Origin of the sequence: Pseudomonas sp. Xaverov 259 (assembly GCF_019352915.1) — a bacterium.
In the GTDB taxonomy this organism is placed as follows: Bacteria; Pseudomonadota; Gammaproteobacteria; order Pseudomonadales; family Pseudomonadaceae; genus Aquipseudomonas.
The window spans coordinates 167,117-187,940 of sequence record NZ_JAAAFV010000021.1 but is presented as its reverse complement, the minus strand read 5'-3'; the positions used below and the strand labels follow the sequence as shown (position 1 = coordinate 187,940).

Here is a 20,824-nt window from a genome sequence, read left to right as displayed (position 1 = left end):
CTGAGGCTATTAAAGAATGACAACTTTTACTGCAAAACCGGAAACAGTTCAGCGCGACTGGTTTGTCGTCGACGCCGCTGGTCAGACCCTGGGTCGTCTGGCCACTGAAGTCGCCAGCCGTCTGCGTGGCAAGCACAAGCCTGAGTACACCCCTCACGTTGACACCGGTGACTACATTGTCATCATCAACGCCGAGCAGGTACGTGTTACCGGCAACAAAGCGCAAGACAAAATGTACTACCGTCACTCCGGTTTCCCAGGCGGTATCAAGTCTTCGAACTTCGAAGGCCTGATCTCCAAGAAGCCTGAAGCCCCGATCGAAATCGCGGTCAAAGGTATGCTGCCTAAGGGCCCACTGGGTCGCGATATGTTTCGCAAGCTGAAAGTCTATGCGGGCGCTGTACACCCTCATGCTGCTCAGCAGCCCCAAGAACTGAAGTTTTAACGGAATAGTTCATTATGTCGGCGACTCAAAATTACGGCACTGGCCGTCGCAAAACCGCTACCGCTCGCGTTTTCCTGCGTCCGGGTACTGGTAACATCTCGATCAACAACCGCACTCTGGAAAATTTCTTCGGTCGCGAAACTGCCCGCATGGTAGTTCGTCAGCCGCTGGAACTGACCGAGACTGTTGAAAAGTTCGACATCTACGTCACCGTTATCGGTGGCGGTGTAAGTGGTCAAGCTGGCGCAATCCGCCACGGTATCACTCGCGCTCTGATGCAGTACGACGAAACCCTGCGTGGCGCTCTGCGCAAAGCTGGCTTCGTAACTCGCGATGCTCGTGAAGTTGAACGTAAGAAAGTCGGTCTGCGTAAAGCGCGTAAGCGTCCGCAGTACTCGAAGCGTTAATTCGCTTTACGTTCCACAAAAACGCCCAACTCCTCACGGAGCTGGGCGTTTTTTATTGCCTGCGATTTATGCATAAATTTCGCCGTGACAACTTGCCACATCCGTAGACCCCCTATACTACAAGGCCTGGAGGCTGAGCCCAGGGCAATTCCCTTGTCATACGTGGGGCTTTTCATTACCATCCGACAAAATTTTTATAAGTAAAGATTCAACACTTAGTAGACGCCTGATTTAACAGGCCAAAAAGCTGATGGGAGAGGACTGAATGAGCAATGACGGCGTGAATGCAGGCCGGCGTCGCTTCTTGGTAGCAGCCACATCCGTGGTGGGTGCTGCAGGAGCGGTGGGGGCTGCGGTCCCGTTCGTGGGGTCATGGTTTCCCAGTGCCAAGGCGAAAGCCGCAGGTGCACCGGTGAAGGTGAATGTCAGCAAGATCGACCCAGGCCAGCAGATGATTGCTGAGTGGCGCGGTCAGCCGGTCTTCATCGTTCGTCGTACTGAGGAGATCCTGGGGAATCTGAAGAAAATCGAAGGTCAGCTGTCTGACCCCGACTCGAAGAACTCCGACCAGCCCGCCTACGTCGATAAGGAAATCCGTTCGATCAAGCCAGAGATCCTGCTGCTGATCGGTATCTGCACCCACTTGGGTTGCTCGCCTACCTTCCGCCCGGAAGTTGCTCCTGCCGACCTTGGCAAGGATTGGGTCGGTGGCTACTTCTGCCCTTGCCACGGCTCCCATTACGACCTCGCCGGTCGCGTCTACAAGTCACAACCCGCACCACTGAACCTGCCAGTGCCGCCACATCACTACGAGACTGACAGTGTCATTGTCATTGGCGTCGACGAGGGGGAGAAAGCCTGATGAGCAAGTTCATGGATTGGGTGGATGCGCGCTTCCCCGCCACTAAAATGTGGGAAGACCATCTCAGCAAATATTACGCGCCAAAAAACTTCAACTTCTTCTACTTCTTCGGCTCGCTGGCCTTGCTGGTGCTGGTCAACCAGATCGTCACCGGTGTGTGGCTGACGATGAGCTACACACCGTCGGCGGAAGAGGCGTTCGCCTCCGTCGAGTACATCATGCGTGACGTCGAGTACGGCTCGATCCTGCGTCTGCTGCACTCCACCGGCGCTTCAGCGTTCTTCATCGTCGTGTATATGCACATGTTCCGTGGGCTGCTCTACGGTTCGTACCAGAAGCCACGCGAGCTGGTGTGGGTCTTTGGCATGCTGATCTACCTGGCGCTGATGGCCGAGGCCTTCATGGGCTACCTGCTGCCATGGGGCCAGATGTCGTACTGGGGCGCCCAGGTGATCATCTCGCTGTTTGGTGCGATCCCGGTGATCGGCAACGACCTGACTCAGTGGATCCGTGGTGACTACCTGATCTCCGGCATTACCCTTAACCGCTTCTTCGCCCTGCACGTGGTGGCACTGCCCATCGTGATTCTGGGCCTGGTGGTGCTGCACATCCTGGCGCTGCACGAAGTGGGTTCCAACAACCCCGATGGCGTCGACATCAAGAAGCACAAAGACGAAAACGGCATACCGCTGGATGGCATTCCGTTCCATCCGTACTACACCGTCAAAGACATCGTCGGCGTGGTGGTCTTCCTGTTCATCTTCTGCTCGATCGTGTTCTTTTTCCCGGAGATGGGCGGTTATTTCCTCGAGAAGCCTAACTTCGAACAGGCCAACGCCTTCAAGACGCCTGAGCACATTGCACCGGTCTGGTACTTCACGCCGTTCTACGCGATCTTGCGTGCTATCCCCGACAAGCTCATGGGCGTAATGGCCATGGGCGCGTCGATTGCGCTGCTGTTCGTATTGCCATGGCTCGACCGCAGCCCGGTCAAGTCGATGCGCTACAAAGGCTGGCTGAGCAAGATCTGGCTGTGGGTGTTCTGCATTGCATTCGTGATCCTGGGCGTGCTGGGCGTATTGGCCCCAACTCCTGAGCGCACGCTGCTGTCGCAGGTCTGCACCTTCCTGTACTTCGCCTACTTCATTCTGATGCCGTTCTACACCCGGCTCGAGAAGACCAAACCGGTTCCGGAAAGGGTGACTGGCTGATGAAAAAGTTATTTGTTGCTTTGATCCTTGCGGCGCTGCCGCTACTGTCCTTCGCCGCCGAGCACGGCGCGGAGCTGGAAAAAGTCGATATCGACGTGTCCGACAAGGCCGCCATGCAAGATGGCCTGCGCACGTTCACCAACTACTGCATGGGCTGTCACAGCGCCAAGTTCCAGCGTTACGAGCGTGTCGCCGATGACCTGGGCATTCCCCATGAGGTGATGCTCAGCCACGCCGTGTTCACGGGAGCCAAGATCGGCGACCACATGAACATAGGCATGCAGCCGGCAGATGCCAAGGCCTGGTTCGGCGCTGCGCCGCCCGACCTGACCCTGGTGGCGCGCGTGCGCGGTACCGATTGGCTCTATGGCTACCTCAAATCCTTCTACGAAGACCCGGCGCGCCCTTACGGCGTGAACAACAAAGTCTTCCCGAACGTCGGTATGCCTAACGTTCTGGTCGGCCTGCAGGGTCGCCAAGTGGTAGGATGCAAGCAGGTTCAGGTCGTTGAAGACGGCAAGAAGCAATATGATCCGCTGACCGGCACGCCTCTGACACACGAAGCGTGCGATCAACTGACCATCGTGCCCAAGACCGGTACGCTGAATGAAGAGCAGTTCGACGAGAAGGTCAAGAATCTGGTGACCTTCCTGGCCTACTCGGCCAACCCGGTCAAATTGCAGCATCAGCGCATCGGTACCTATGTGTTGCTGTACCTGGCCTTCTTCTTCGTATTCGCCTATCTGCTCAAACGCGAATACTGGAAGGATGTGCATTGATCCAACCGTAAGCAATTGCTGTTAATCTTGCGCGCCCAGCGGCATCTCTGAATACGTAGCAGTCTGGTTGAACCGGGCACTACAGGGATGCTCTCTGGGCGCGCTCGTTTTTGAGCTTTCCATAATTTCAACAAGCGAGGAGGACCGCCATGGGCGTGACCAATCGGTTGGCCTGTTACTCCGACCCCGCCGACCACTATTCCCACCGAGTACGCATCGTGCTCGCAGAGAAGGGTGTCAGCGCCGAGATCATCAGTGTGGAGGCAGGTCGTCATCCGCCGAAACTGATCGAAGTGAACCCTTACGGCAGCTTGCCCACCCTGGTCGATCGTGACCTGGCGTTGTGGGAGTCAACCGTGGTGATGGAATACCTGGATGAGCGTTACCCGCATCCGCCTTTGCTGCCGGTGTATCCGGTGGCGCGTGCCAACAGCCGCCTGCTGATCTCTCGGATCCAGCGTGACTGGTGCGGGCTGGTGGATGTGATCCTGGATACCCGCAGTAAAGAAGCCGTTCGGGTGCAAGCGCGCAAGGAATTGCGCGAGAGCCTGACCGGCGTTTCGCCGCTGTTCGCCGACAAGCCTTTTTTCCTCAGTGAGGAACAAAGCTTGGTGGATTGCTGCCTATTACCCATACTCTGGCGCTTGCCGATCCTGGGCATTGAACTGCCACGGCCGGCCAAGCCGTTGCTTGATTACATGGAGCGCCAGTTTGCGCGTGAGGCTTTCCAGGCGAGTCTGTCTGGTGTCGAACGCGACATGCGCTAAGGCTTAAGGAGCCGCTGATGAACTCCAGTCGACCTTATTTGGTCCGCGCGCTCTATGAGTGGATTGTGGACAACGATTGCACCCCGCACATGCTGGTCAACTCTGAGTTTCCCAAAGTTGACGTGCCGCAGGGTTTTGCCAGTGACGGGCAGATCGTACTGAACGTTTCGCCAAGTGCTGTGCGCCACCTGCACATGGACAATGAAGCCGTCAGCTTCGAAGGGCGTTTTGGCGGCGTGCCGCATACGCTGTTTGTGCCGATTGGTGCCATCCTCGGGATCTATGCCCGGGAAAATGGCCAGGGCATGGTGTTTGATCTGGAGTCGCCTTTCGAGGATGACGAAGCGATCGACGGCGAAGACGGTGATGATGTACCGCCACCGGACTCCGAGCCGCCGCGTCCAAGCGGTCGGCCGAGCCTGAAAGTGGTGAAGTAAGCGGCGTTCACCTTCGTGTGAGCCCTAAAAATGCCTCGGCCTGTGCCGGGGCATTTTTTTGCGCAAAGGATATGGATGAAAGTCGTGTCAGAACGGTGATCGTACAACCGCCATGGGCTATGATGCGGGCTCAAGTTCGCCGAGAAAGATCATTCGTCATGGAAAACGCCAACACCGCCCCTCGTCTTCCCCGCAAGCGCCGCAGCCTTGCCCAGGAATTGGTCACGGTGTTGTCCGAGCAGATCCGCGACGGCCAGCTCAAACGCGGCGACAAGTTGCCCACCGAGTCGGCCATCATGGAAGCCCATGGGGTCAGCCGCACCGTGGTGCGTGAGGCCATCTCGCGCTTGCAGGCGGCGGGCCAAGTGGAAACCCGTCACGGCATCGGCACCTTTGTGTTGGACACGCCCAGCCCGAGCGGTTTCCGGATCGACCCGGCCACGGTAGTAACGTTGCGTGATGTGCTGGCGATTCTGGAGCTGCGTATCAGCCTGGAAGTGGAATCCGCCGGCCTTGCTGCGTTGCGCCGCAGCGACGAACAACTGGCGGCCATGCGCGCGGCGCTCGATGCGCTGAATGAAAGCGCGGCCCACGCCGGCGATGCGGTGGCGTCAGATTTTGCGTTCCACTTGGAAATCGCACTGTCCACCGGCAACCGCTACTTCACCGACATCATGACCCACCTGGGCACCAGCATCATTCCGCGTACCCGGCTGAATTCGGCGCGCCTGGCCCATGATGATCAGCAGCACTACATGGGCCGCCTGAGCCGCGAACACGAAGAGATTTATGAGGCGATTGCCCGCCAGGATTCGGACGCGGCCCGCGCGGCCATGCGCCTGCATTTGACCAACAGCCGTGAACGGCTGCGCCATGCCCATGAAGAGGCGCAAGCGCAGCGCAGTTAACCGCCAAACACGCTCTAGTGTGAGAGCTGGCTTGCCTGCGATGGCTGAGTGTCAGGCAACTGATACTGTGCGCAAGCACCGCTATCGCAGGCAAGCCAGCTCCCACATTTTGATCTCCCGGGCCTGGAGTTGATCGTTCCCACGCTCTGCGTGGGAATGCCGCCCTGGACGCTCCGCGTCCCGATGTGCGCGAGTATCTCAAGCCCCGTGCAAGGTGACGCAGAGCGTCACGGGATGTATTCCCACGCAGAGCGTGGGAACCATCAGTGGCAGGTCAGTTGGAACGATCAGTGTCAGGCCGGCTGGTTGGGCTTATAGTCCTTGAGCAGCAGATAAGTGCTCCAACCCCACCAATCATTGGTCCAGTGCTTGTCGTTCAGGTCATTCACGTCCTTGCGGCGCAGTACCTTGTCACCCTCCATCTTGAACAGCGGCGAAAAGTTGTTCGCCGGGTTCTGCGCAGCATTCAGGTCTGGCACGTACAGCGGCGCTTTGAAGCTGGCCGGGGAGGGCGCGATACCGCTGATAAAGGTCTCGAAGATCTCATCGGCCGAGGCCTGCACCGCACGTTTGACCATGGCCCGATTGTCCGCGTCGATAGCATCGAAGTAGCGTTTGTCCCCATAGGCATGCCATTGATCACCCTTGGCATTGCGTACATTGAGCCCGAATTTGCTGTCTTCGTCGTGCATGAAGCGGCTGATCAGCGAGCCCAGTTCTCCCGGTGTGACAACCGCCGCCAATTGCTTGCGTGGCACGCGCAGGTGGCCGGCAGAAAACAGATCAGTCAAAAAGTGATCGGCAAAGCTGTTCATCGCATACGCCAGTTCCAGCGCCTGGTCGGTGGCGGTCTGGTGCGCGATGACCGCCTGTTGCAGCGCTGCCGTATGGCCGGCCAGGTACGCCGACAGCGCCCATTCGCCAAAGTGGTCGGCGTTGTCGGCTGCCAGCTTCAAGTAACGGCCCAGGGGAATCAGCGCCGAAACCGCACTGCCGCCGCCGGTGATGCGGTTCCATTCCTCGGACAACGTATCACCCAGCGCGTCATAGGCTTCATGGGGTTGTTTGCCGTCGCGGATTGCCTGGTTGACCGCGTTGATCTCCTTTTGCATGACCGCGAGGATTTTCCCGGCCTCTTCACGCGAGGCGGGTAGCACCGCCAGGGTGTTGAAGGCGGCGGTAAAGCGTTGCACACGCTCGGCCGGGGAGGCGCCGTCGCTGATGGGCTGGCCGGGAATGCCATAGAAGTCGCCGCCCAGGGCAATCACTTGGCCGTAGGTCAGCGCCAGGCCGTTGGGCAGGTGCAGTTCAACTTGTCGCGCAGGAATCGCCGGAGCGTCCTTGACGAAACGCAGTAGGGTGTCATCGCCGATGGCAGTGTGTTCACCGCCTTCAAAACGTAGGGTGGGTGGGTTTTTTTCGGGTGCTGCGAGTTCAAGACCTGACATGTTAGCTCCTTGCTATGTCGTAGGAATCTTCCGTAATAACTGTATGCATATACAGTCTTTCGGAGCATAGAGGAATAATTTCCTACGTCAAGAAGCCGCGTTTAAACGCATGCCTGCGTATGAGGCCCGATGAATTGCAGTTGACGAATCTTTTTATAGTTGTACGATGACGTACGACATCACCAAAACCAACAACAACCTTTCGACAGAAAGTCTTCATCCAGGGTGTTCGAATAATGAATCCACAAGAACTGAAGTCCATCCTCTCCCACGGTCTGCTGTCTTTTCCGGTAACCGATTTCAATGCCCAGGGTGACTTCCACCAGGCGGGCTACATCAAGCGTCTGGAATGGTTGGCCCCTTACGGCGCCACCGCCTTGTTCGCCGCCGGCGGCACCGGTGAGTTTTTCTCCCTGGCCGCCAGCGAATATTCCCAAGTGGTGAAGACTGCTGTTGATACCTGCGCCACCAGCGTGCCGATTCTGGCCGGTGTCGGCGGTTCGACCCGTCAGGCCATCGAATATGCGCAGGAAGCCGAGCGTCTTGGCGCCAAAGGCTTGCTGCTGTTGCCGCACTACCTGACCGAAGCCAGCCAGGACGGCGTTGCCGCCCACGTTGAGGCCGTGTGCAAGTCGGTCAAAATCGGCGTAGTGGTCTACAACCGCAACGTTTGCCGCCTGACTGCGCCCTTGCTCGAACGTCTGGCCGAACGCTGCCCGAACCTGATCGGTTACAAAGATGGCCTGGGCGATATCGAACTGATGGTGTCGATCCGCCGCCGTCTCGGCGACCGTTTCAGCTACCTCGGCGGCCTGCCGACTGCAGAGGTTTACGCCGCAGCCTACAAGGCCCTGGGCGTGCCGGTGTACTCCTCGGCGGTGTTCAACTTCATCCCGAAAACCGCGATGGACTTCTACCACGCGATTGCCCAGGACGATCACGCCACTGTTGGCAAGATCATCGACAACTTCTTCCTGCCTTACCTCGATATCCGCAACCGTAAAGCCGGTTACGCGGTGAGCATCGTCAAGGCTGGCGCCAAAATTGTTGGTTACGACGCGGGCCCGGTGCGCACGCCGCTGACCGACCTGCTGCCGGAAGAATACGAAGCCCTGGCCGCGCTGATCGAAAAGCAAGGTCCGCAGTAACTTATCCACAAGGCCGCTGAGCAATCAGCGGCCTTTTGCGTCAGGAGAGAATGTGTGTCCCAAGCCAAACGTTTTGAAAACTACATTAACGGCGAGTGGGTGGCCGGTGCCGACTACTGCAACAACATCAACCCGTCGGAGTTGTCCGATGTCATTGGCGAATACGCCAAGGCCGATGTAGCCCAAGTCAACGCTGCGATCGATGCCGCCCGCGCCGCGTTCCCGGCCTGGTCGACGTCCGGCATCCAGGCGCGCCACGATGCGCTGGATAAAGTCGGCAGCGAAATCCTCGCCCGCCGCGAAGAGCTCGGCACCTTGCTGGCCCGTGAAGAGGGCAAGACCCTGCCCGAAGCCATCGGCGAAGTGACCCGCGCCGGTAACATCTTTAAGTTCTTCGCCGGCGAATGCCTGCGTCTGTCTGGCGATTACGTGCCTTCGGTGCGCCCGGGCGTCAATGTGGAAGTCACCCGCGAAGCCCTCGGTGTGGTCGGCCTGATCACGCCGTGGAACTTCCCGATTGCCATCCCCGCGTGGAAAATCGCCCCGGCCCTGGCCTACGGCAACTGTGTGGTGATCAAACCGGCCGAATTGGTGCCGGGTTGCGCCTGGGCGTTGGCCGAAATCATCTCCCGCGCCGGTTTCCCGGCCGGTGTGTTCAACCTGGTGATGGGCAGCGGCCGTGTGGTTGGCGATGTGCTGGTCAACAGCCCTAAAGTCGACGGCATCAGCTTTACCGGTTCGGTTGGCGTGGGTCGCCAGATCGCCGTCAGCTGTGTCTCGCGCCAGGCCAAAGTGCAGTTGGAAATGGGCGGTAAAAACCCGCAGATCATCCTCGATGACGCCGACCTCAAGCAGGCCGTCGAGCTGTCGGTACAGAGCGCGTTCTACTCCACCGGCCAGCGTTGCACGGCGTCCAGCCGTTTAATCGTCACTGCCGGTATCCACGACCAGTTCGTCGCGGCCATGGCCGAGCGCATGAAGTCGATCAAAGTCGGCCACGCGCTCAAAAGCGGCACTGACATTGGCCCGGTGGTTTCCCAGGCCCAACTGGACCAGGACATGAAGTACATCGACATCGGCCAAAGCGAAGGCGCGCGGCTGGTCAGCGGTGGCGGCCTGGTGACCTGTGACACCGAAGGCTACTACCTGGCGCCGACGCTGTTTGCCGACAGCGAAGCCGCCATGCGTATCAGCCGTGAAGAGATCTTCGGCCCGGTGGCCAACGTGGTGCGCGTCGCGGATTACGAGGCGGCGCTGGCCATGGCTAACGACACCGAGTTCGGCCTGTCGGCGGGCATCGCCACCACCTCGCTCAAGTACGCCAACCACTTCAAACGCCACTCCCAGGCCGGAATGGTGATGGTCAACCTGCCAACCGCGGGTGTGGATTATCACGTGCCGTTCGGTGGCCGTAAGGGCTCGTCCTATGGTTCGCGTGAGCAAGGTCGTTATGCGCAAGAGTTCTACACAGTGGTGAAAACCAGCTACATCGGTTCGTAATACCTGCGAGCCCCGCTTATGTGGGAGCTGGCTTGCCTGCGATAGCATCACTGCGGTGTACCTGACACACCGCGGTGCCTGTATCGCAGGCAAGCCAGCTCCCACATAAAGCCGGTCTCGCAAATAACATGATCATTACCCGCAAAAAAAATAATTAGTGGGAGTACTTCTTCATGCAAGCGACCAAGCCGACTCACGTCCGCTATTTGATCCTGCTCATGCTGTTCCTGGTGACCACGATCAACTATGCCGACCGAGCCACTATCGCCATCGCCGGCTCCAGCCTGCAAAAAGACCTCGGCATTGACGCGGTCACCCTTGGTTATATCTTCTCTGCATTCGGTTGGGCCTACGTGGCCGGGCAAATTCCCGGTGGCTGGCTGCTGGACCGGTTCGGCTCGAAAAAAATCTATGCGCTGAGCATCTTCACCTGGTCGCTGTTCACCGTGCTGCAAGGCTATGTCGGTGAGTTCGGGGTCTCTACCGCGATTGTGGCGCTGTTCATGCTGCGCTTCTTGGTGGGCCTGGCTGAGGCGCCTTCGTTTCCCGGAAACGCCCGTATTGTGGCAGCGTGGTTTCCTACGGCTGAACGCGGCACAGCGTCGGCGATCTTCAACTCGGCGCAGTACTTCGCCACGGTGCTGTTTGCACCGCTGATGGGCTGGATCGTCTACACCTTCGGCTGGCAGCACGTGTTTATTGTGATGGGTGGCATCGGCATCCTGTTCTCGCTGATCTGGCTCAAACTTATCCATAGCCCGCGCCAGCATCCGATGATCAACGAAGCTGAGTTCAACCATATCGCGGCCAACGGTGCGATGGTCGACATGGATCAGGACAAAACCAAAGGCCAGAAAACCGACGGGCCGAAGTGGGATTACATCCGCCAACTGCTCACCAACCGCATGATGCTCGGGGTGTACCTGGGCCAGTACTGCATCAATGGCATCACCTATTTCTTCCTGACCTGGTTCCCGGTGTACCTGGTTCAAGAGCGCGGCATGACCATTCTCAAGGCGGGCTTCATTGCCTCGTTGCCAGCCATCTGCGGCTTTATCGGTGGTGTGCTGGGCGGGGTAATTTCCGACTACCTGCTGCGCAAAGGCCATTCGCTGACATTCGCGCGCAAGGCGCCGATCATTGCCGGCTTGTTGGTTTCCAGCAGCATCATCGCGTGTAACTACGTTGACGTTGAATGGATGGTGGTGGGCTTCATGGCCCTGGCCTTCTTCGGTAAAGGCGTTGGCGCACTGGGTTGGGCGGTGGTGTCCGACACCTCACCGAAACAAATCGCCGGGCTCAGTGGCGGTTTGTTCAATATGTTTGGCAACCTGGCGTCCATCAGCACGCCGATTGTGATTGGTTACATCATCGCCACCACCGGCTCGTTCAAGTGGGCCTTGGTGTTCGTCGGCGCCAACGCGCTGCTGGCGGTGTTCAGCTACTTGGTGATCGTTGGCCCGATCAAGCGCGTGGTGCTCAAAGAGCCGCCAAGCAAAGGGCCGGAACTGACTAACCTTACCCAAGCGCACTCCTGAGGGGCGATGTAATGCAGTTGATTGAACATGCCGACTCGCCGCGCTCGATTCGTTTGCACGCGCGCGACAATGTGGTAATCGTGGTGAACGACCAGGGCGTGCCGGCCGGCACCGAGTTCCCGGACGGCCTGGTCACCGTGGATTTCATCCCACAGAGCCACAAGGTGACCCTGGAAGATATCCCCGAAGGCGGTGAGATTATTCGCTACGGGCAGACCATCGGCTACGCGCTGGCGCCGATTCCGCGCGGTAGTTGGGTGCAGGAAGACCAGTTGCGCATGCCCACTGCGCCACCGCTGGACAGCTTGCCGCTGTCCACCGAGGTGCCTGCCACCCAGGCGCCGTTGGAAGGCTTCACGTTTGAGGGTTACCGCAATGCTGACGGCACCGTCGGCACGCGCAATATCCTCGGCATCACCACCACGGTGCAGTGCGTCACCGGTGTGCTGGACCATGCGGTCAAGCGCATCAAGGACGAGTTGCTGCCCAAGTACCCGCACGTTGACGACGTGGTGGCGCTGACCCACAGCTACGGCTGTGGCGTGGCCATCACTGCGACCGATGCCTACATTCCGATCCGCACCGTGCGCAACCTGGCACGCAACCCGAACCTGGGCGGCGAAGCGCTGGTGATCAGCCTGGGCTGCGAGAAGTTGCAGGCTGGGCAGGTGATGCACGACAACGACAGCTCCGTCGACCTCAGTGAGCCTTGGCTGTACCGCTTGCAGGACTCCAGCCACGGGTTTACCGAAATGATCGAGCAGATCATGGCGCTGGCCGAAACCCGCTTGAAGAAACTCGACCAGCGCCGCCGGGAAACCGTGCCGGCGTCCGAGCTGATCCTGGGGATGCAATGCGGCGGCAGTGATGCGTTTTCCGGTATCACCGCCAACCCTGCGCTGGGCTATGCCTCGGATCTGCTGTTGCGGGCCGGGGCGACGGTGATGTTTTCCGAAGTCACCGAAGTACGCGATGCCATCTACCTGCTGACATCGCGTGCCGAGAGCAAGGAAGTCGCCCAGGAACTGGTCAGGGAAATGGACTGGTACGACCGTTACCTGGCCAAGGGCGAGGCCGATCGCAGCGCCAACACCACGCCGGGTAACAAGAAGGGCGGGTTGTCGAACATTGTCGAGAAGTCCCTGGGCTCCATCGTCAAATCCGGCAGCAGCGCGATCAATGGCGTGCTTGGCCCAGGTGAGCGGTTCAAGGGCAAGGGCCTGATCTTTTGCGCCACGCCGGCCAGCGACTTTGTGTGTGGCACGCTGCAACTGGCGGCCGGGATGAACCTGCATGTGTTCACCACCGGGCGCGGTACGCCCTATGGGCTGGCGATGGCGCCGGTGGTGAAGGTGTCGACGCGTACGGAACTGGCGCAGCGCTGGCCGGACTTGATCGATATCGACGCCGGGCGCATCGCCACCGGGCGTGCGAGTATCGAGGAGTTGGGCTGGGAGTTGTTCCACTTCTACCTGGATGTGGCCAGCGGCAAGAAACAGACCTGGGCGGAGCGGCATAAGCTGCATAACGACATCACCCTGTTCAACCCCGCGCCCATTACCTGAGACCGACGACTGATCGTTCCCACGCTCTGCGTGGGAATGCCTCTTTGGACGCTCTGCGTCCGCTGTGAATGGGACGCGGAGCGTCCCGGGCTGCATTCCCACGCAGAGCGTGGGAACGATCCAGGTGAATCTGGCTTATCATTAGCCACCTGACGACACCACCAAGGTTCTCCCCGGCATGCTGGCTATCTTCCTCACCACCCTGACCATCACTGCGCCGGTGTTTGCCATGCTGTTTTTGGGGGTGCTGCTCAAGCGCATCAACTGGATCAACGACAACTTCATCCACGTTGCGTCGTCCCTGGTGTTCAACGTCACCATGCCGGCGCTGTTGTTTCTCGGCATCCTCCACGCCGACCTGCATTCGGCGCTCAAGCCCGGTTTGCTGATCTACTTTGCCGTCGCCACGCTGTTGAGCTTTGCCCTGGCCTGGGGCTGGGCGATCTTTCGCTGCCCGCGTGAAGATCGTGGCATCTATGCCCAAGGTGCGTTTCGCGGCAACAACGGGGTGATCGGCCTGGCGCTGGCGGCCAGCATGTACGGCGACTACGGCATCTCCCTTGGTGCCATCCTCGCGGCGCTGGTCATTCTGTTTTACAACACGCTGTCGACCATTGTGCTGGCGGTGTACAGCCCGGTGATCAAGTCCGACCCGTGGAGCATCTTCAAAAGCGTGATAGCCAACCCGCTGATCATCAGCGTGATCGTCGCCGCGCCATTCGCGATCTTCAAGCTCGGTTTGCCGGGGTGGCTGGAGTCGTCCGGGCAGTATCTGGCGGACATGACCTTGCCGCTGGCATTGATCTGCATTGGCGGCACCTTGTCATTGGCGGCCTTGCGCAAAAGCGGGAGCATGGCCTTGAGTGCCAGCCTGGTGAAGATGATCGGCCTGCCGCTATTCGCGACGTTGGGCGCGTGGCTGCTGGGCTTTCGCGGGCCGGAGCTGGGGATTTTGTTTTTGTATTTCGGCGCGCCGACGGCGGCCGCGAGTTTTGTCATGGCCAGGGCGGCCGAGGGCAACCATGAATTGGCGGCGGCGATTATTGTGATCACCACCTTGATGGCGGCGGTGACCACCAATATCGGGATTTTTGTGTTGCAGGCGGGTGGTTGGATCTAAGGTTTGTGGTGTGTCTTAGGGCCAATCGCAGGCAAGCCAGCTCCCACATTTTGAATGTATTCACAGCTCAAATGTGGGAGCTGGCTTGCCTGCGAAAGCTATCTAACTGTCACTGCTTATCTGCCTGATACGCCTCTATCACTTCCTGCGCCGCCCGAAACGCATCAATCGCCGCCGGTACACCGGCATACACCGCACAATGCAGCAACGCTTCGCGAATTTCCTCCACCGTGCAGCCATTGTTCAGCGCGCCGCGCACGTGGCCCTTGAGTTCCTGCGGGCACTTGAGTGCGGTCAGGGCTGCCAGGGTGATCAGGCTGCGGGTCTTCAAGGGCAGGCCCTCGCGATTCCACACGCTGCCCCAGGCATGTTCGTTGACAAAATCCTGCAGCGGCTGGGTGAACTCGGTGGCGTTGCCCAGTGCGCGATCGACGAACACGTCGCCCATCACCTGGCGACGCATCTCAACCCCGGGCTTTTTCTGATCGGTCATTGCGCTTCCCTCTTGTGTTGGCGGCGCCAGGCTCGCAGCGTGCTCAGTAGCAAAAACGCCACCAGCGCCGGCAGGACGTAATACAGCATCAGTTTTTCCAGCCGGGTGGCCAGGGGCATGCCGAACGTGAACGACACCACATGCAGGGCGTACACCAGGTACAGGCCCAGCAATACCAGGCCTTCGGCGCGGGTGACCCGGTAACCGGTGTAGAACACCGGCAGGCACAGCACCACCACGCCGAGCATCACCGGCAAGTCAAAATCGAGGGCGTTGGGCGATACCGACAGCGGTGACGGCGCCACCAGCGCGGTAAACCCCAGTACGCCGAGCAGGTTGAACAGGCTGCTGCCGATCACATTGCCTACGGCAATCTCGCGCTCGCCGCGCAGGGCGGCAATCAGCGAAGTGGCCAGGCACGGCAACGAAGTACCGACGCCGATCAACGTCAGGCCAACGATGCGCTCCGACAGGCCCAGGTCACTTGCCACGTCCACCGCCGCGCCCAGCAGCAAGTGCCCGGCCAGCACCAGAATCAGCAGCCCGCCGAGCATCAGCAACACGCTGCTCAACCACGGCGCCCTGGCCACGGTGTCCAGCGTGCGCGGGCGCCGGGAATGGCGGGTTTGGTAATGCAAAACACCCAGGTAGGCCACCAGCGCCGCGAGCAGTACCAGCCCATCAACGGGGGTCAGCTCTTCATTGGTCGATAGGATAAACACCAGCAGCGCGGCGCAGATCATCACCGGGATGTCCAGGCGCACCAGCTGGCGCGATACCCGCAGCGGGATGATCAACGCAGACAGGCCCAGGGTGACGAGGATGTTGAAAATGCTGCTGCCGATCACGCTGCCCACGGCAATGTCGGTATTGCCGGCCAGGGTGGCTTGCAGGCTGACGGTCATCTGCGGCGCGCTGCTGCCGAAGGCGACGATGCTCAAGCCGATAATCAACGGCCGCACCTTGAGGCTGGCCGCCAGGCGCACGGCGGCGCGCACCAGGATTTCGGCACCAAGAATCAGCAGCAGCAGGCCGCTGACCAATTCGAGCAGGCTGAAGGGTGAAAGGGCGGTGAGTGCGGAAATGGCCAAGGCTCCTGTCAGTTGCTCAGCGCTTGCACGCGAACCCGTGCGGTGCCGCTGCCCAGCATACCGAGTTGCTCAGCCGCTTTGCGCGAAACATCGATCAGGCGACCACGGGTGTGCGGGCCACGATCATTGATACGCAGCACGACGGATCGGTTGTTGTCGAGATTGGTCACCTTGACCCGCGTGCCGAAGGGCAGGCGCCGATGGGCGGCGGTCAGGGCGTTCTGGTTGAAGGGTTCACCGCTGGCGGTTCTATTGCCATGGTGCTTGGCGCCGTAATAGGAGGCGGTGCCGGTTTCGTCGTAGCCGTTGGGGTCGATGAGGCCGCTGGCGCAACCGGCCAGTAGAGAGAACAGGGCCAGGAGGCCGAGTAGACGCTTCATGTTGAGCAAACCCCCAATTGATCGTTCCCACGCTCTGCGTGGGAATGCAGCCCGTGACGCTCCGCGTCACAAAAGCGGACGCGGAGCGTCCAGTGAGGCGTTCCCACGCGGAGCGTGGGAACGATCAAGTGTCAGCCTTCGAGCTTGCTTTTGAGCAGTTCGTTCACCTGTTGCGGGTTGGCTTTGCCTTTGGAGGCTTTCATCGCCTGGCCGACAAAGAAGCCGAACATCTTGCCGCGTTTGGCTTCGTCTGCCGCACGGTATTGTTCAACTTGCTCGGCATTGGCCGCCAGCATCTCATCGAGCACGGCCGAAATAGCGCCGCTGTCGGTGACTTGCTTGAGGCCCCGCTTCTCGATGATCTCGTCGGCGCTGCCTTCGCCTGCGGCCATCGCTTCAAACACAGTCTTGGCGATTTTGCCGGAGATGGTGTTGTCCTTGATGCGCAGCAGCATGCCGCCCAACTGCTCGGCGGTCACCGGGGCTTCGTCGATCTCCAGGCCCTGTTTGTTCAACAGGCTGCCCAGCTCAACCATCACCCAGTTGGCCGCCAGCTTGGCGTCGCCGGCAATGCTCACGACTTTTTCGAAGTAGTTGGCTTGCTCACGGCTGGAGGCCAATACGCTGGCATCGTAGACCGACAGGCCGAACTGTTCCTGGAAGCGCTCGCGTTTTTGCGGCGGCAGTTCCGGCAGCGTGGCGCGCACGTCATTAAGGAAAGAGTCCTCAATGATCACCGGCAACAGGTCCGGGTCGGGGAAGTAACGGTAGTCGTTGGCTTCCTCTTTGCTGCGCATGGCGCGGGTTTCGTCTTTGTTCGGGTCGTACAGGCGCGTTTGCTGGATCACCTTGCCGCCGTCTTCGATCAATTCGATCTGGCGACGCACTTCCGTGTTGATCGCCTTTTCGATGAAACGGAACGAGTTGACGTTCTTGATCTCGCAGCGAGTGCCGTATTCGGCCTGGCCTTTTGGCCGCACCGACACGTTGCAGTCGCAACGCAGCGAGCCTTCGGCCATGTTGCCATCGCAGATACCCAGGTAACGCACCAGCGCGTGGATGGTCTTGACGTAGGCCACGGCTTCCTTGGCGCTGCGCATGTCCGGCTCGGACACGATCTCCAGCAGCGGCGTGCCGGCACGGTTCAGGTCGATGCCGGTGGCGCCGTTGAATTCTTCATGCAGGCTCTTGCCGGCATCTTCTTCCAGGTGCGCACGGGTCACGCCGACACGCTTGATGGTGCCGTCTTCCAGGGGGATGTCCAGGTAGCCCTTGCCGACGATCGGCAATTCCATCTGGCTGATCTGGTAGCCCTTGGGCAGGTCCGGGTAGAAGTAGTTTTTGCGCGCGAACACGTTGTGCTGGCCGATCTCGGCGTCAATCGCCAGGCCGAACATCACCGCCATGCGCACCGCTTCCTCGTTCAGCACCGGCAGTACGCCGGGCATGCCCAGGTCAACCAGGCTGGCCTGGGTGTTGGGCTCGGAGCCGAACGTGGTGGCGCTACCGGAGAAAATCTTCGATTGGGTGGCGAGCTGGGTATGAATCTCCAGCCCGATCACAACTTCCCATTGCATAGTGTTCTCCTCAGAAGCCGGTAGGGGTGCGAGTGTGCCAGTCGGTGTGCAACTGGTACTGGTGCGCCACATTGAGCAGGCGGCCTTCCTGGAAATACGGGGCGAGCAACTGCACGCCGACCGGCAGGCCATCGACGAAACCTGCGGGCATGGACAAGCCCGGCAAGCCCGCGAGGTTGGCGGTGATGGTGTAGAGGTCTTCCAGGTACTCGGCGATCGGGTCGCCGGTCTTGGCGCCGATCTTCCAGGCCGGGTTTGGCGTGGTCGGGCCGAGGATCACGTCTACTTCTTCAAAGGCAGCCATGAAGTCGTTCTTGATCAGGCGACGGATTTTTTGCGCCTTGAGGTAGTACGCGTCGTAGTAGCCGGCGGACAGTGCGTAGGCACCGACCATGATCCTGCGTTGTACTTCGGCGCCGAAGCCTTCGCCACGGGAGCGTTTGTACAGGTCAGTGAGGTCTTTAGGGTTTTCGCAGCGATAACCGAAACGCACGCCGTCGAAACGCGACAGGTTCGAGGAGGCTTCTGCCGGCGCGATCACGTAGTACGCAGGAATTGCGTGCTGGTTGTTCGGCAGGCTGATTTGCTTGATCACGGCGCCGAGCTTTTCCAGCTCTTTGATGCTGTTGTGCACCAGTTCGGCGATACGCGGGTCGAGGCCGGCGCTGAAATACTCTTTCGGCACGCCGATACGCAGGCCTTTAAGCGAGGTATTAAGGCTGGCGCTGTAGTCCGGCACCGGCTCATCGATGCTGGTGGAGTCCTGTTTATCGAACCCGGCCATACCTTGTAACAATATTGCGCAGTCTTCCGCAGTGCGTGCCAGCGGGCCGCCCTGATCGAGGCTGGAGGCGTAGGCGATCATGCCCCAACGGGAAACGCGACCGTAAGTCGGCTTCAAACCAGTGAGGTTAGTGAACGCGGCGGGTTGGCGGATCGAGCCGCCGGTGTCGGTGGCAGTGGCCGCCGGCAGGAAACGCGCGGCAACAGCAGCAGCCGAACCGCCGGAGGAGCCGCCGGGTACGTGCTCCAGGTTCCACGGGTTTTTGACCGCGCCGTAGTAGCTCGACTCGTTGGCCGAACCCATGGCGAATTCGTCCATGTTGGTCTTGCCCAGGGTCACGGCCCCGGCGGCAGCCAGCTTGGACACCACGGTGGCGTCGTAGGGCGCTTTGAAGTTGTCGAGCATCTTCGAGCCGCAGCTGGTGCGAATGCCCTGGGTGCAGAACAGGTCTTTGTGGGCGATCGGGGCGCCCAGCAGTGCGCCGTTTTCACCGTTGGCGCGACGTGCGTCGGCGGCCTTGGCCTGGCTCAGGGCCAGCTCCTCGGTGAGGCTGATAAAGCTGTTGACCTTGGGGTCCAGCGCGGCGATACGCGCCAGCAGGGTCTGGGTCAGCTCTTCGGAAGAAAACTTTTTGTCGGCGAGACCGCGGGCGATCTCGGCCAGAGTCATGTGATGCATGAAAGGCTCTTTCCCTTTAGTCGATGACTTTCGGAACCAGGTACAGGCCGTTTTCGACCGCTGGCGCGATGGACTGGTAGGCCTCGCGATTATTTCGCTCGGTCACAACGTCTGCGCGCAGGCGCTGGCTGGCTTCCAGCGGGTGAGCCAGGGGCTCGATGCCGTCAGTATTGACGGCCTGCATTTGGTCGACCAGCCCGAGAATGCTGTTCAGGGCTGCGGTGGTCTGTGGAAGATCGGCGTCATTCAGGCCAAGCGAGGCCAGATGCGCGATTTTTTCCACGTCGGAGCGTTCAAGCGCCATGGGTTTCTCCAGTGGAAAACAGAACGGAGGGCATCCGTGTGTTAGATTGTCGGAACACTACCGCATTTCTACGGTCATAAGGCCGCGATTGTGGGGGTTGGTGCACAGAAAGTCGGCCAATTTAGCACATTGGCGCCTTGCCCAAAATCCCTGTCGTTGTTAGAGTTTGCCGCACTTTTTTACCCACGCGTTGCCTAGGGTCCTTTCCCCATGTTCAAGAAACTGCGTGGCATGTTTTCCAGCGATCTTTCCATTGACCTGGGCACTGCCAACACCCTTATTTACGTGCGCGAGCGCGGTATCGTTCTGAATGAGCCATCGGTTGTGGCCATTCGGACCCATGGTAATCAGAAAAGTGTCGTTGCCGTCGGCACCGAGGCCAAGCGCATGCTCGGCCGTACACCAGGCAATATTGCTGCCATTCGTCCGATGAAAGACGGCGTTATCGCCGACTTCAGCGTCTGCGAAAAGATGCTGCAGTACTTCATCAACAAAGTTCACGAAAACAGTTTTCTGCAGCCCAGCCCACGTGTGCTGATCTGCGTTCCGTGCAAGTCCACCCAGGTGGAGCGTCGTGCCATCCGTGAATCGGCCCTTGGCGCCGGTGCCCGCGAAGTGTTCCTGATCGAAGAGCCTATGGCTGCCGCAATCGGCGCCGGCCTGCCGGTTGAGGAAGCGCGCGGTTCGATGGTGGTGGATATCGGTGGTGGTACTACCGAGATCGCCCTGATTTCCCTGAACGGTGTGGTGTATGCCGAATCCGTGCGTGTAGGCGGCGACCGCTTCGACGAAGCGATCATCACGTATGTGCGTCGTAACTACGGCAGCCTGATCGGCGAATCTACCGCTGAGCGCATCAAGCAGGAAATCGGCACCGCTTACCCGGGCGGCGAAGTTCGCGAAGTGGATGTTCGCGGTCGCAACCTGGCCGAAGGCGTTCCACGTGCCTTCACCCTGAACTCCAATGAAGTGCTGGAAGCTCTGCAAGAGTCTCTGGCCACCATCGTTCAGGCTGTGAAAAGCGCCCTGGAGCAATCGCCGCCGGAACTGGCTTCCGATATCGCCGAGCGTGGCCTGGTGCTGACCGGTGGTGGCGCCTTGCTGCGCGACCTCGACAAGCTGCTGGCCCAGGAAACCGGCCTGCCGGTGATCGTCGCCGAAGACCCGCTGACCTGCGTTGCCCGTGGCGGTGGTCGTGCACTGGAAATGATGGATAAACACACCATGGACCTGCTCTCCAGCGAATAAGATCGTTGGTTGCACCATGCTTCGCTCGCAGGCAGCACTTTGCAGTGCTGCCTGTTGGCGTTTATCTTCTTCAATCTGCATCCAGGCCGGTTTGATGCCGTATGAATAAAGAGAACATTTGCCTGGGAGGAGCG

General features: G+C 59.7%; 21 protein-coding genes. 14 read left to right on the top strand and 7 right to left on the bottom strand.

The annotated features are described in order from the left end of the window. Positions 1-16: 16 nt before the first annotated feature. The 8 genes from rplM (at position 17) to K0H48_RS06155 (ending at position 5,816) form a co-directional block, all read left to right on the top strand. A complete protein-coding gene (rplM, locus tag K0H48_RS06190) occupies positions 17-445 on the top strand; it encodes a 50S ribosomal protein L13 (RefSeq protein ID WP_003171742.1) in 429 nt (142 codons plus the stop codon). A gap of 14 nt (positions 446-459) precedes the next feature. Beyond that, positions 460-852, top strand: coding sequence for a 30S ribosomal protein S9 (gene rpsI, locus K0H48_RS06185; protein WP_003216038.1), 393 nt, complete (start codon positions 460-462; stop codon positions 850-852). A 265-nt stretch (positions 853-1,117) separates the two neighbouring features. Next, the gene (petA, locus tag K0H48_RS06180; RefSeq protein WP_003216040.1) at positions 1,118-1,714 is read left to right on the top strand and encodes a ubiquinol-cytochrome c reductase iron-sulfur subunit; all 597 of its coding nucleotides are present in this window, start codon (positions 1,118-1,120) and stop codon (positions 1,712-1,714) included. Beyond that, a complete protein-coding gene (locus tag K0H48_RS06175) occupies positions 1,714-2,925 on the top strand; it encodes a cytochrome bc complex cytochrome b subunit (RefSeq protein WP_017138268.1) in 1,212 nt (403 codons plus the stop codon). The genes petA and K0H48_RS06175 overlap by 1 nt, the downstream gene beginning before the upstream one ends. Next, positions 2,925-3,704, top strand: coding sequence for a cytochrome c1 (locus tag K0H48_RS06170; RefSeq protein ID WP_068932034.1), 780 nt, complete (start codon positions 2,925-2,927; stop codon positions 3,702-3,704). The genes K0H48_RS06175 and K0H48_RS06170 overlap by 1 nt, the downstream gene beginning before the upstream one ends. Before the next feature lie 149 nt (positions 3,705-3,853). Further along, positions 3,854-4,471 carry a glutathione S-transferase N-terminal domain-containing protein gene (locus K0H48_RS06165; protein ID WP_219266804.1) on the top strand — a complete coding sequence of 206 codons (618 nt, stop codon included), beginning with the start codon at positions 3,854-3,856 and terminating at the stop codon, positions 4,469-4,471. 17 nt (positions 4,472-4,488) lie between these two features. After that, positions 4,489-4,908 carry a ClpXP protease specificity-enhancing factor gene (locus K0H48_RS06160; RefSeq protein ID WP_219266803.1) on the top strand — a complete coding sequence of 140 codons (420 nt, stop codon included), beginning with the start codon at positions 4,489-4,491 and terminating at the stop codon, positions 4,906-4,908. Positions 4,909-5,066: 158 nt separating this feature from the next. Next, positions 5,067-5,816, top strand: a complete 750-nt coding sequence (locus tag K0H48_RS06155) for a FadR/GntR family transcriptional regulator (protein ID WP_219266802.1) — start codon at positions 5,067-5,069, stop codon at positions 5,814-5,816. Between the two features lie 293 nt (positions 5,817-6,109). Here K0H48_RS06155 and K0H48_RS06150 read toward each other — a convergent pair whose 3' ends face one another. Further along, entirely contained in the window at positions 6,110-7,264 is a 1,155-nt protein-coding gene (locus K0H48_RS06150; RefSeq protein ID WP_219266801.1) for a phospholipase, read from the bottom strand. 236 nt (positions 7,265-7,500) lie between these two features. On the opposite strand from K0H48_RS06150, the gene kdgD reads away from it, so the two are divergent. The 5 genes from kdgD (at position 7,501) to K0H48_RS06125 (ending at position 14,135) form a co-directional block, all read left to right on the top strand. Further along, positions 7,501-8,412: a 5-dehydro-4-deoxyglucarate dehydratase gene (gene kdgD, locus K0H48_RS06145; RefSeq protein WP_219266800.1), complete on the top strand. Its 912-nt coding sequence runs from the start codon at positions 7,501-7,503 to the stop codon at positions 8,410-8,412. 54 nt (positions 8,413-8,466) lie between these two features. Continuing rightward, complete coding sequence (locus K0H48_RS06140; protein WP_017138260.1) at positions 8,467-9,912, top strand: aldehyde dehydrogenase family protein; 1,446 nt, start codon at positions 8,467-8,469, stop codon at positions 9,910-9,912. Between the two features lie 173 nt (positions 9,913-10,085). After that, complete coding sequence (locus K0H48_RS06135; RefSeq protein WP_056859043.1) at positions 10,086-11,450, top strand: MFS transporter; 1,365 nt, start codon at positions 10,086-10,088, stop codon at positions 11,448-11,450. 11 nt (positions 11,451-11,461) lie between these two features. Continuing rightward, the gene (garD, locus tag K0H48_RS06130; RefSeq protein ID WP_200430792.1) at positions 11,462-13,015 is read left to right on the top strand and encodes a galactarate dehydratase; all 1,554 of its coding nucleotides are present in this window, start codon (positions 11,462-11,464) and stop codon (positions 13,013-13,015) included. Positions 13,016-13,193: 178 nt separating this feature from the next. Next, positions 13,194-14,135: an AEC family transporter gene (locus K0H48_RS06125; RefSeq protein WP_219266799.1), complete on the top strand. Its 942-nt coding sequence runs from the start codon at positions 13,194-13,196 to the stop codon at positions 14,133-14,135. Positions 14,136-14,244: 109 nt separating this feature from the next. Here K0H48_RS06125 and K0H48_RS06120 read toward each other — a convergent pair whose 3' ends face one another. The 6 genes from K0H48_RS06120 to gatC form a co-directional block, all read right to left on the bottom strand. Further along, positions 14,245-14,628, bottom strand: a complete 384-nt coding sequence (locus K0H48_RS06120) for a carboxymuconolactone decarboxylase family protein (protein ID WP_065875108.1) — start codon at positions 14,626-14,628, stop codon at positions 14,245-14,247. Then, positions 14,625-15,671, bottom strand: coding sequence for a calcium/sodium antiporter (locus tag K0H48_RS06115; RefSeq protein WP_219266922.1), 1,047 nt, complete (start codon positions 15,669-15,671; stop codon positions 14,625-14,627). The genes K0H48_RS06120 and K0H48_RS06115 overlap by 4 nt, the downstream gene beginning before the upstream one ends. A 56-nt stretch (positions 15,672-15,727) precedes the next feature. Next, entirely contained in the window at positions 15,728-16,099 is a 372-nt protein-coding gene (locus K0H48_RS06110) for a septal ring lytic transglycosylase RlpA family protein (protein ID WP_026013786.1), read from the bottom strand. Positions 16,100-16,230: 131 nt separating this feature from the next. Continuing rightward, positions 16,231-17,676: an Asp-tRNA(Asn)/Glu-tRNA(Gln) amidotransferase subunit GatB gene (gatB, locus tag K0H48_RS06105; RefSeq protein WP_219266798.1), complete on the bottom strand. Its 1,446-nt coding sequence runs from the start codon at positions 17,674-17,676 to the stop codon at positions 16,231-16,233. A gap of 10 nt (positions 17,677-17,686) precedes the next feature. After that, positions 17,687-19,138, bottom strand: a complete 1,452-nt coding sequence (gene gatA / locus K0H48_RS06100) for an Asp-tRNA(Asn)/Glu-tRNA(Gln) amidotransferase subunit GatA (RefSeq protein WP_219266797.1) — start codon at positions 19,136-19,138, stop codon at positions 17,687-17,689. 16 nt (positions 19,139-19,154) lie between these two features. Continuing rightward, on the bottom strand, positions 19,155-19,442 hold the full coding sequence (gene gatC, locus K0H48_RS06095) for an Asp-tRNA(Asn)/Glu-tRNA(Gln) amidotransferase subunit GatC (protein WP_003188556.1): 288 nt from the start codon (positions 19,440-19,442) through the stop codon (positions 19,155-19,157). Between the two features lie 210 nt (positions 19,443-19,652). On the opposite strand from gatC, the gene mreB reads away from it, so the two are divergent. Next, the gene (gene mreB, locus K0H48_RS06090; RefSeq protein ID WP_002555108.1) at positions 19,653-20,690 is read left to right on the top strand and encodes a rod shape-determining protein MreB; all 1,038 of its coding nucleotides are present in this window, start codon (positions 19,653-19,655) and stop codon (positions 20,688-20,690) included. Positions 20,691-20,824 lie beyond the last annotated feature (134 nt).

Coding starts and splice junctions, on each gene's coding strand:
- garD (WP_200430792.1), top strand. CDS start 11,462: ATGCAGTTGATTGAACATGCCGACTCGCCGCGCTCGATTCGTTTGCAC.
- K0H48_RS06160 (WP_219266803.1), top strand. CDS start 4,489: ATGAACTCCAGTCGACCTTATTTGGTCCGCGCGCTCTATGAGTGGATT.
- gatC (WP_003188556.1), bottom strand. CDS start 19,442: ATGGCGCTTGAACGCTCCGACGTGGAAAAAATCGCGCATCTGGCCTCG.
- K0H48_RS06135 (WP_056859043.1), top strand. CDS start 10,086: ATGCAAGCGACCAAGCCGACTCACGTCCGCTATTTGATCCTGCTCATG.
- K0H48_RS06175 (WP_017138268.1), top strand. CDS start 1,714: ATGAGCAAGTTCATGGATTGGGTGGATGCGCGCTTCCCCGCCACTAAA.
- K0H48_RS06165 (WP_219266804.1), top strand. CDS start 3,854: ATGGGCGTGACCAATCGGTTGGCCTGTTACTCCGACCCCGCCGACCAC.
- K0H48_RS06125 (WP_219266799.1), top strand. CDS start 13,194: ATGCTGGCTATCTTCCTCACCACCCTGACCATCACTGCGCCGGTGTTT.
- mreB (WP_002555108.1), top strand. CDS start 19,653: ATGTTCAAGAAACTGCGTGGCATGTTTTCCAGCGATCTTTCCATTGAC.
- gatA (WP_219266797.1), bottom strand. CDS start 19,138: ATGCATCACATGACTCTGGCCGAGATCGCCCGCGGTCTCGCCGACAAA.
- gatB (WP_219266798.1), bottom strand. CDS start 17,676: ATGCAATGGGAAGTTGTGATCGGGCTGGAGATTCATACCCAGCTCGCC.
- rpsI (WP_003216038.1), top strand. CDS start 460: ATGTCGGCGACTCAAAATTACGGCACTGGCCGTCGCAAAACCGCTACC.
- K0H48_RS06110 (WP_026013786.1), bottom strand. CDS start 16,099: ATGAAGCGTCTACTCGGCCTCCTGGCCCTGTTCTCTCTACTGGCCGGT.
- K0H48_RS06120 (WP_065875108.1), bottom strand. CDS start 14,628: ATGACCGATCAGAAAAAGCCCGGGGTTGAGATGCGTCGCCAGGTGATG.
- K0H48_RS06170 (WP_068932034.1), top strand. CDS start 2,925: ATGAAAAAGTTATTTGTTGCTTTGATCCTTGCGGCGCTGCCGCTACTG.
- petA (WP_003216040.1), top strand. CDS start 1,118: ATGAGCAATGACGGCGTGAATGCAGGCCGGCGTCGCTTCTTGGTAGCA.
- K0H48_RS06150 (WP_219266801.1), bottom strand. CDS start 7,264: ATGTCAGGTCTTGAACTCGCAGCACCCGAAAAAAACCCACCCACCCTA.
- rplM (WP_003171742.1), top strand. CDS start 17: ATGACAACTTTTACTGCAAAACCGGAAACAGTTCAGCGCGACTGGTTT.
- K0H48_RS06155 (WP_219266802.1), top strand. CDS start 5,067: ATGGAAAACGCCAACACCGCCCCTCGTCTTCCCCGCAAGCGCCGCAGC.
- kdgD (WP_219266800.1), top strand. CDS start 7,501: ATGAATCCACAAGAACTGAAGTCCATCCTCTCCCACGGTCTGCTGTCT.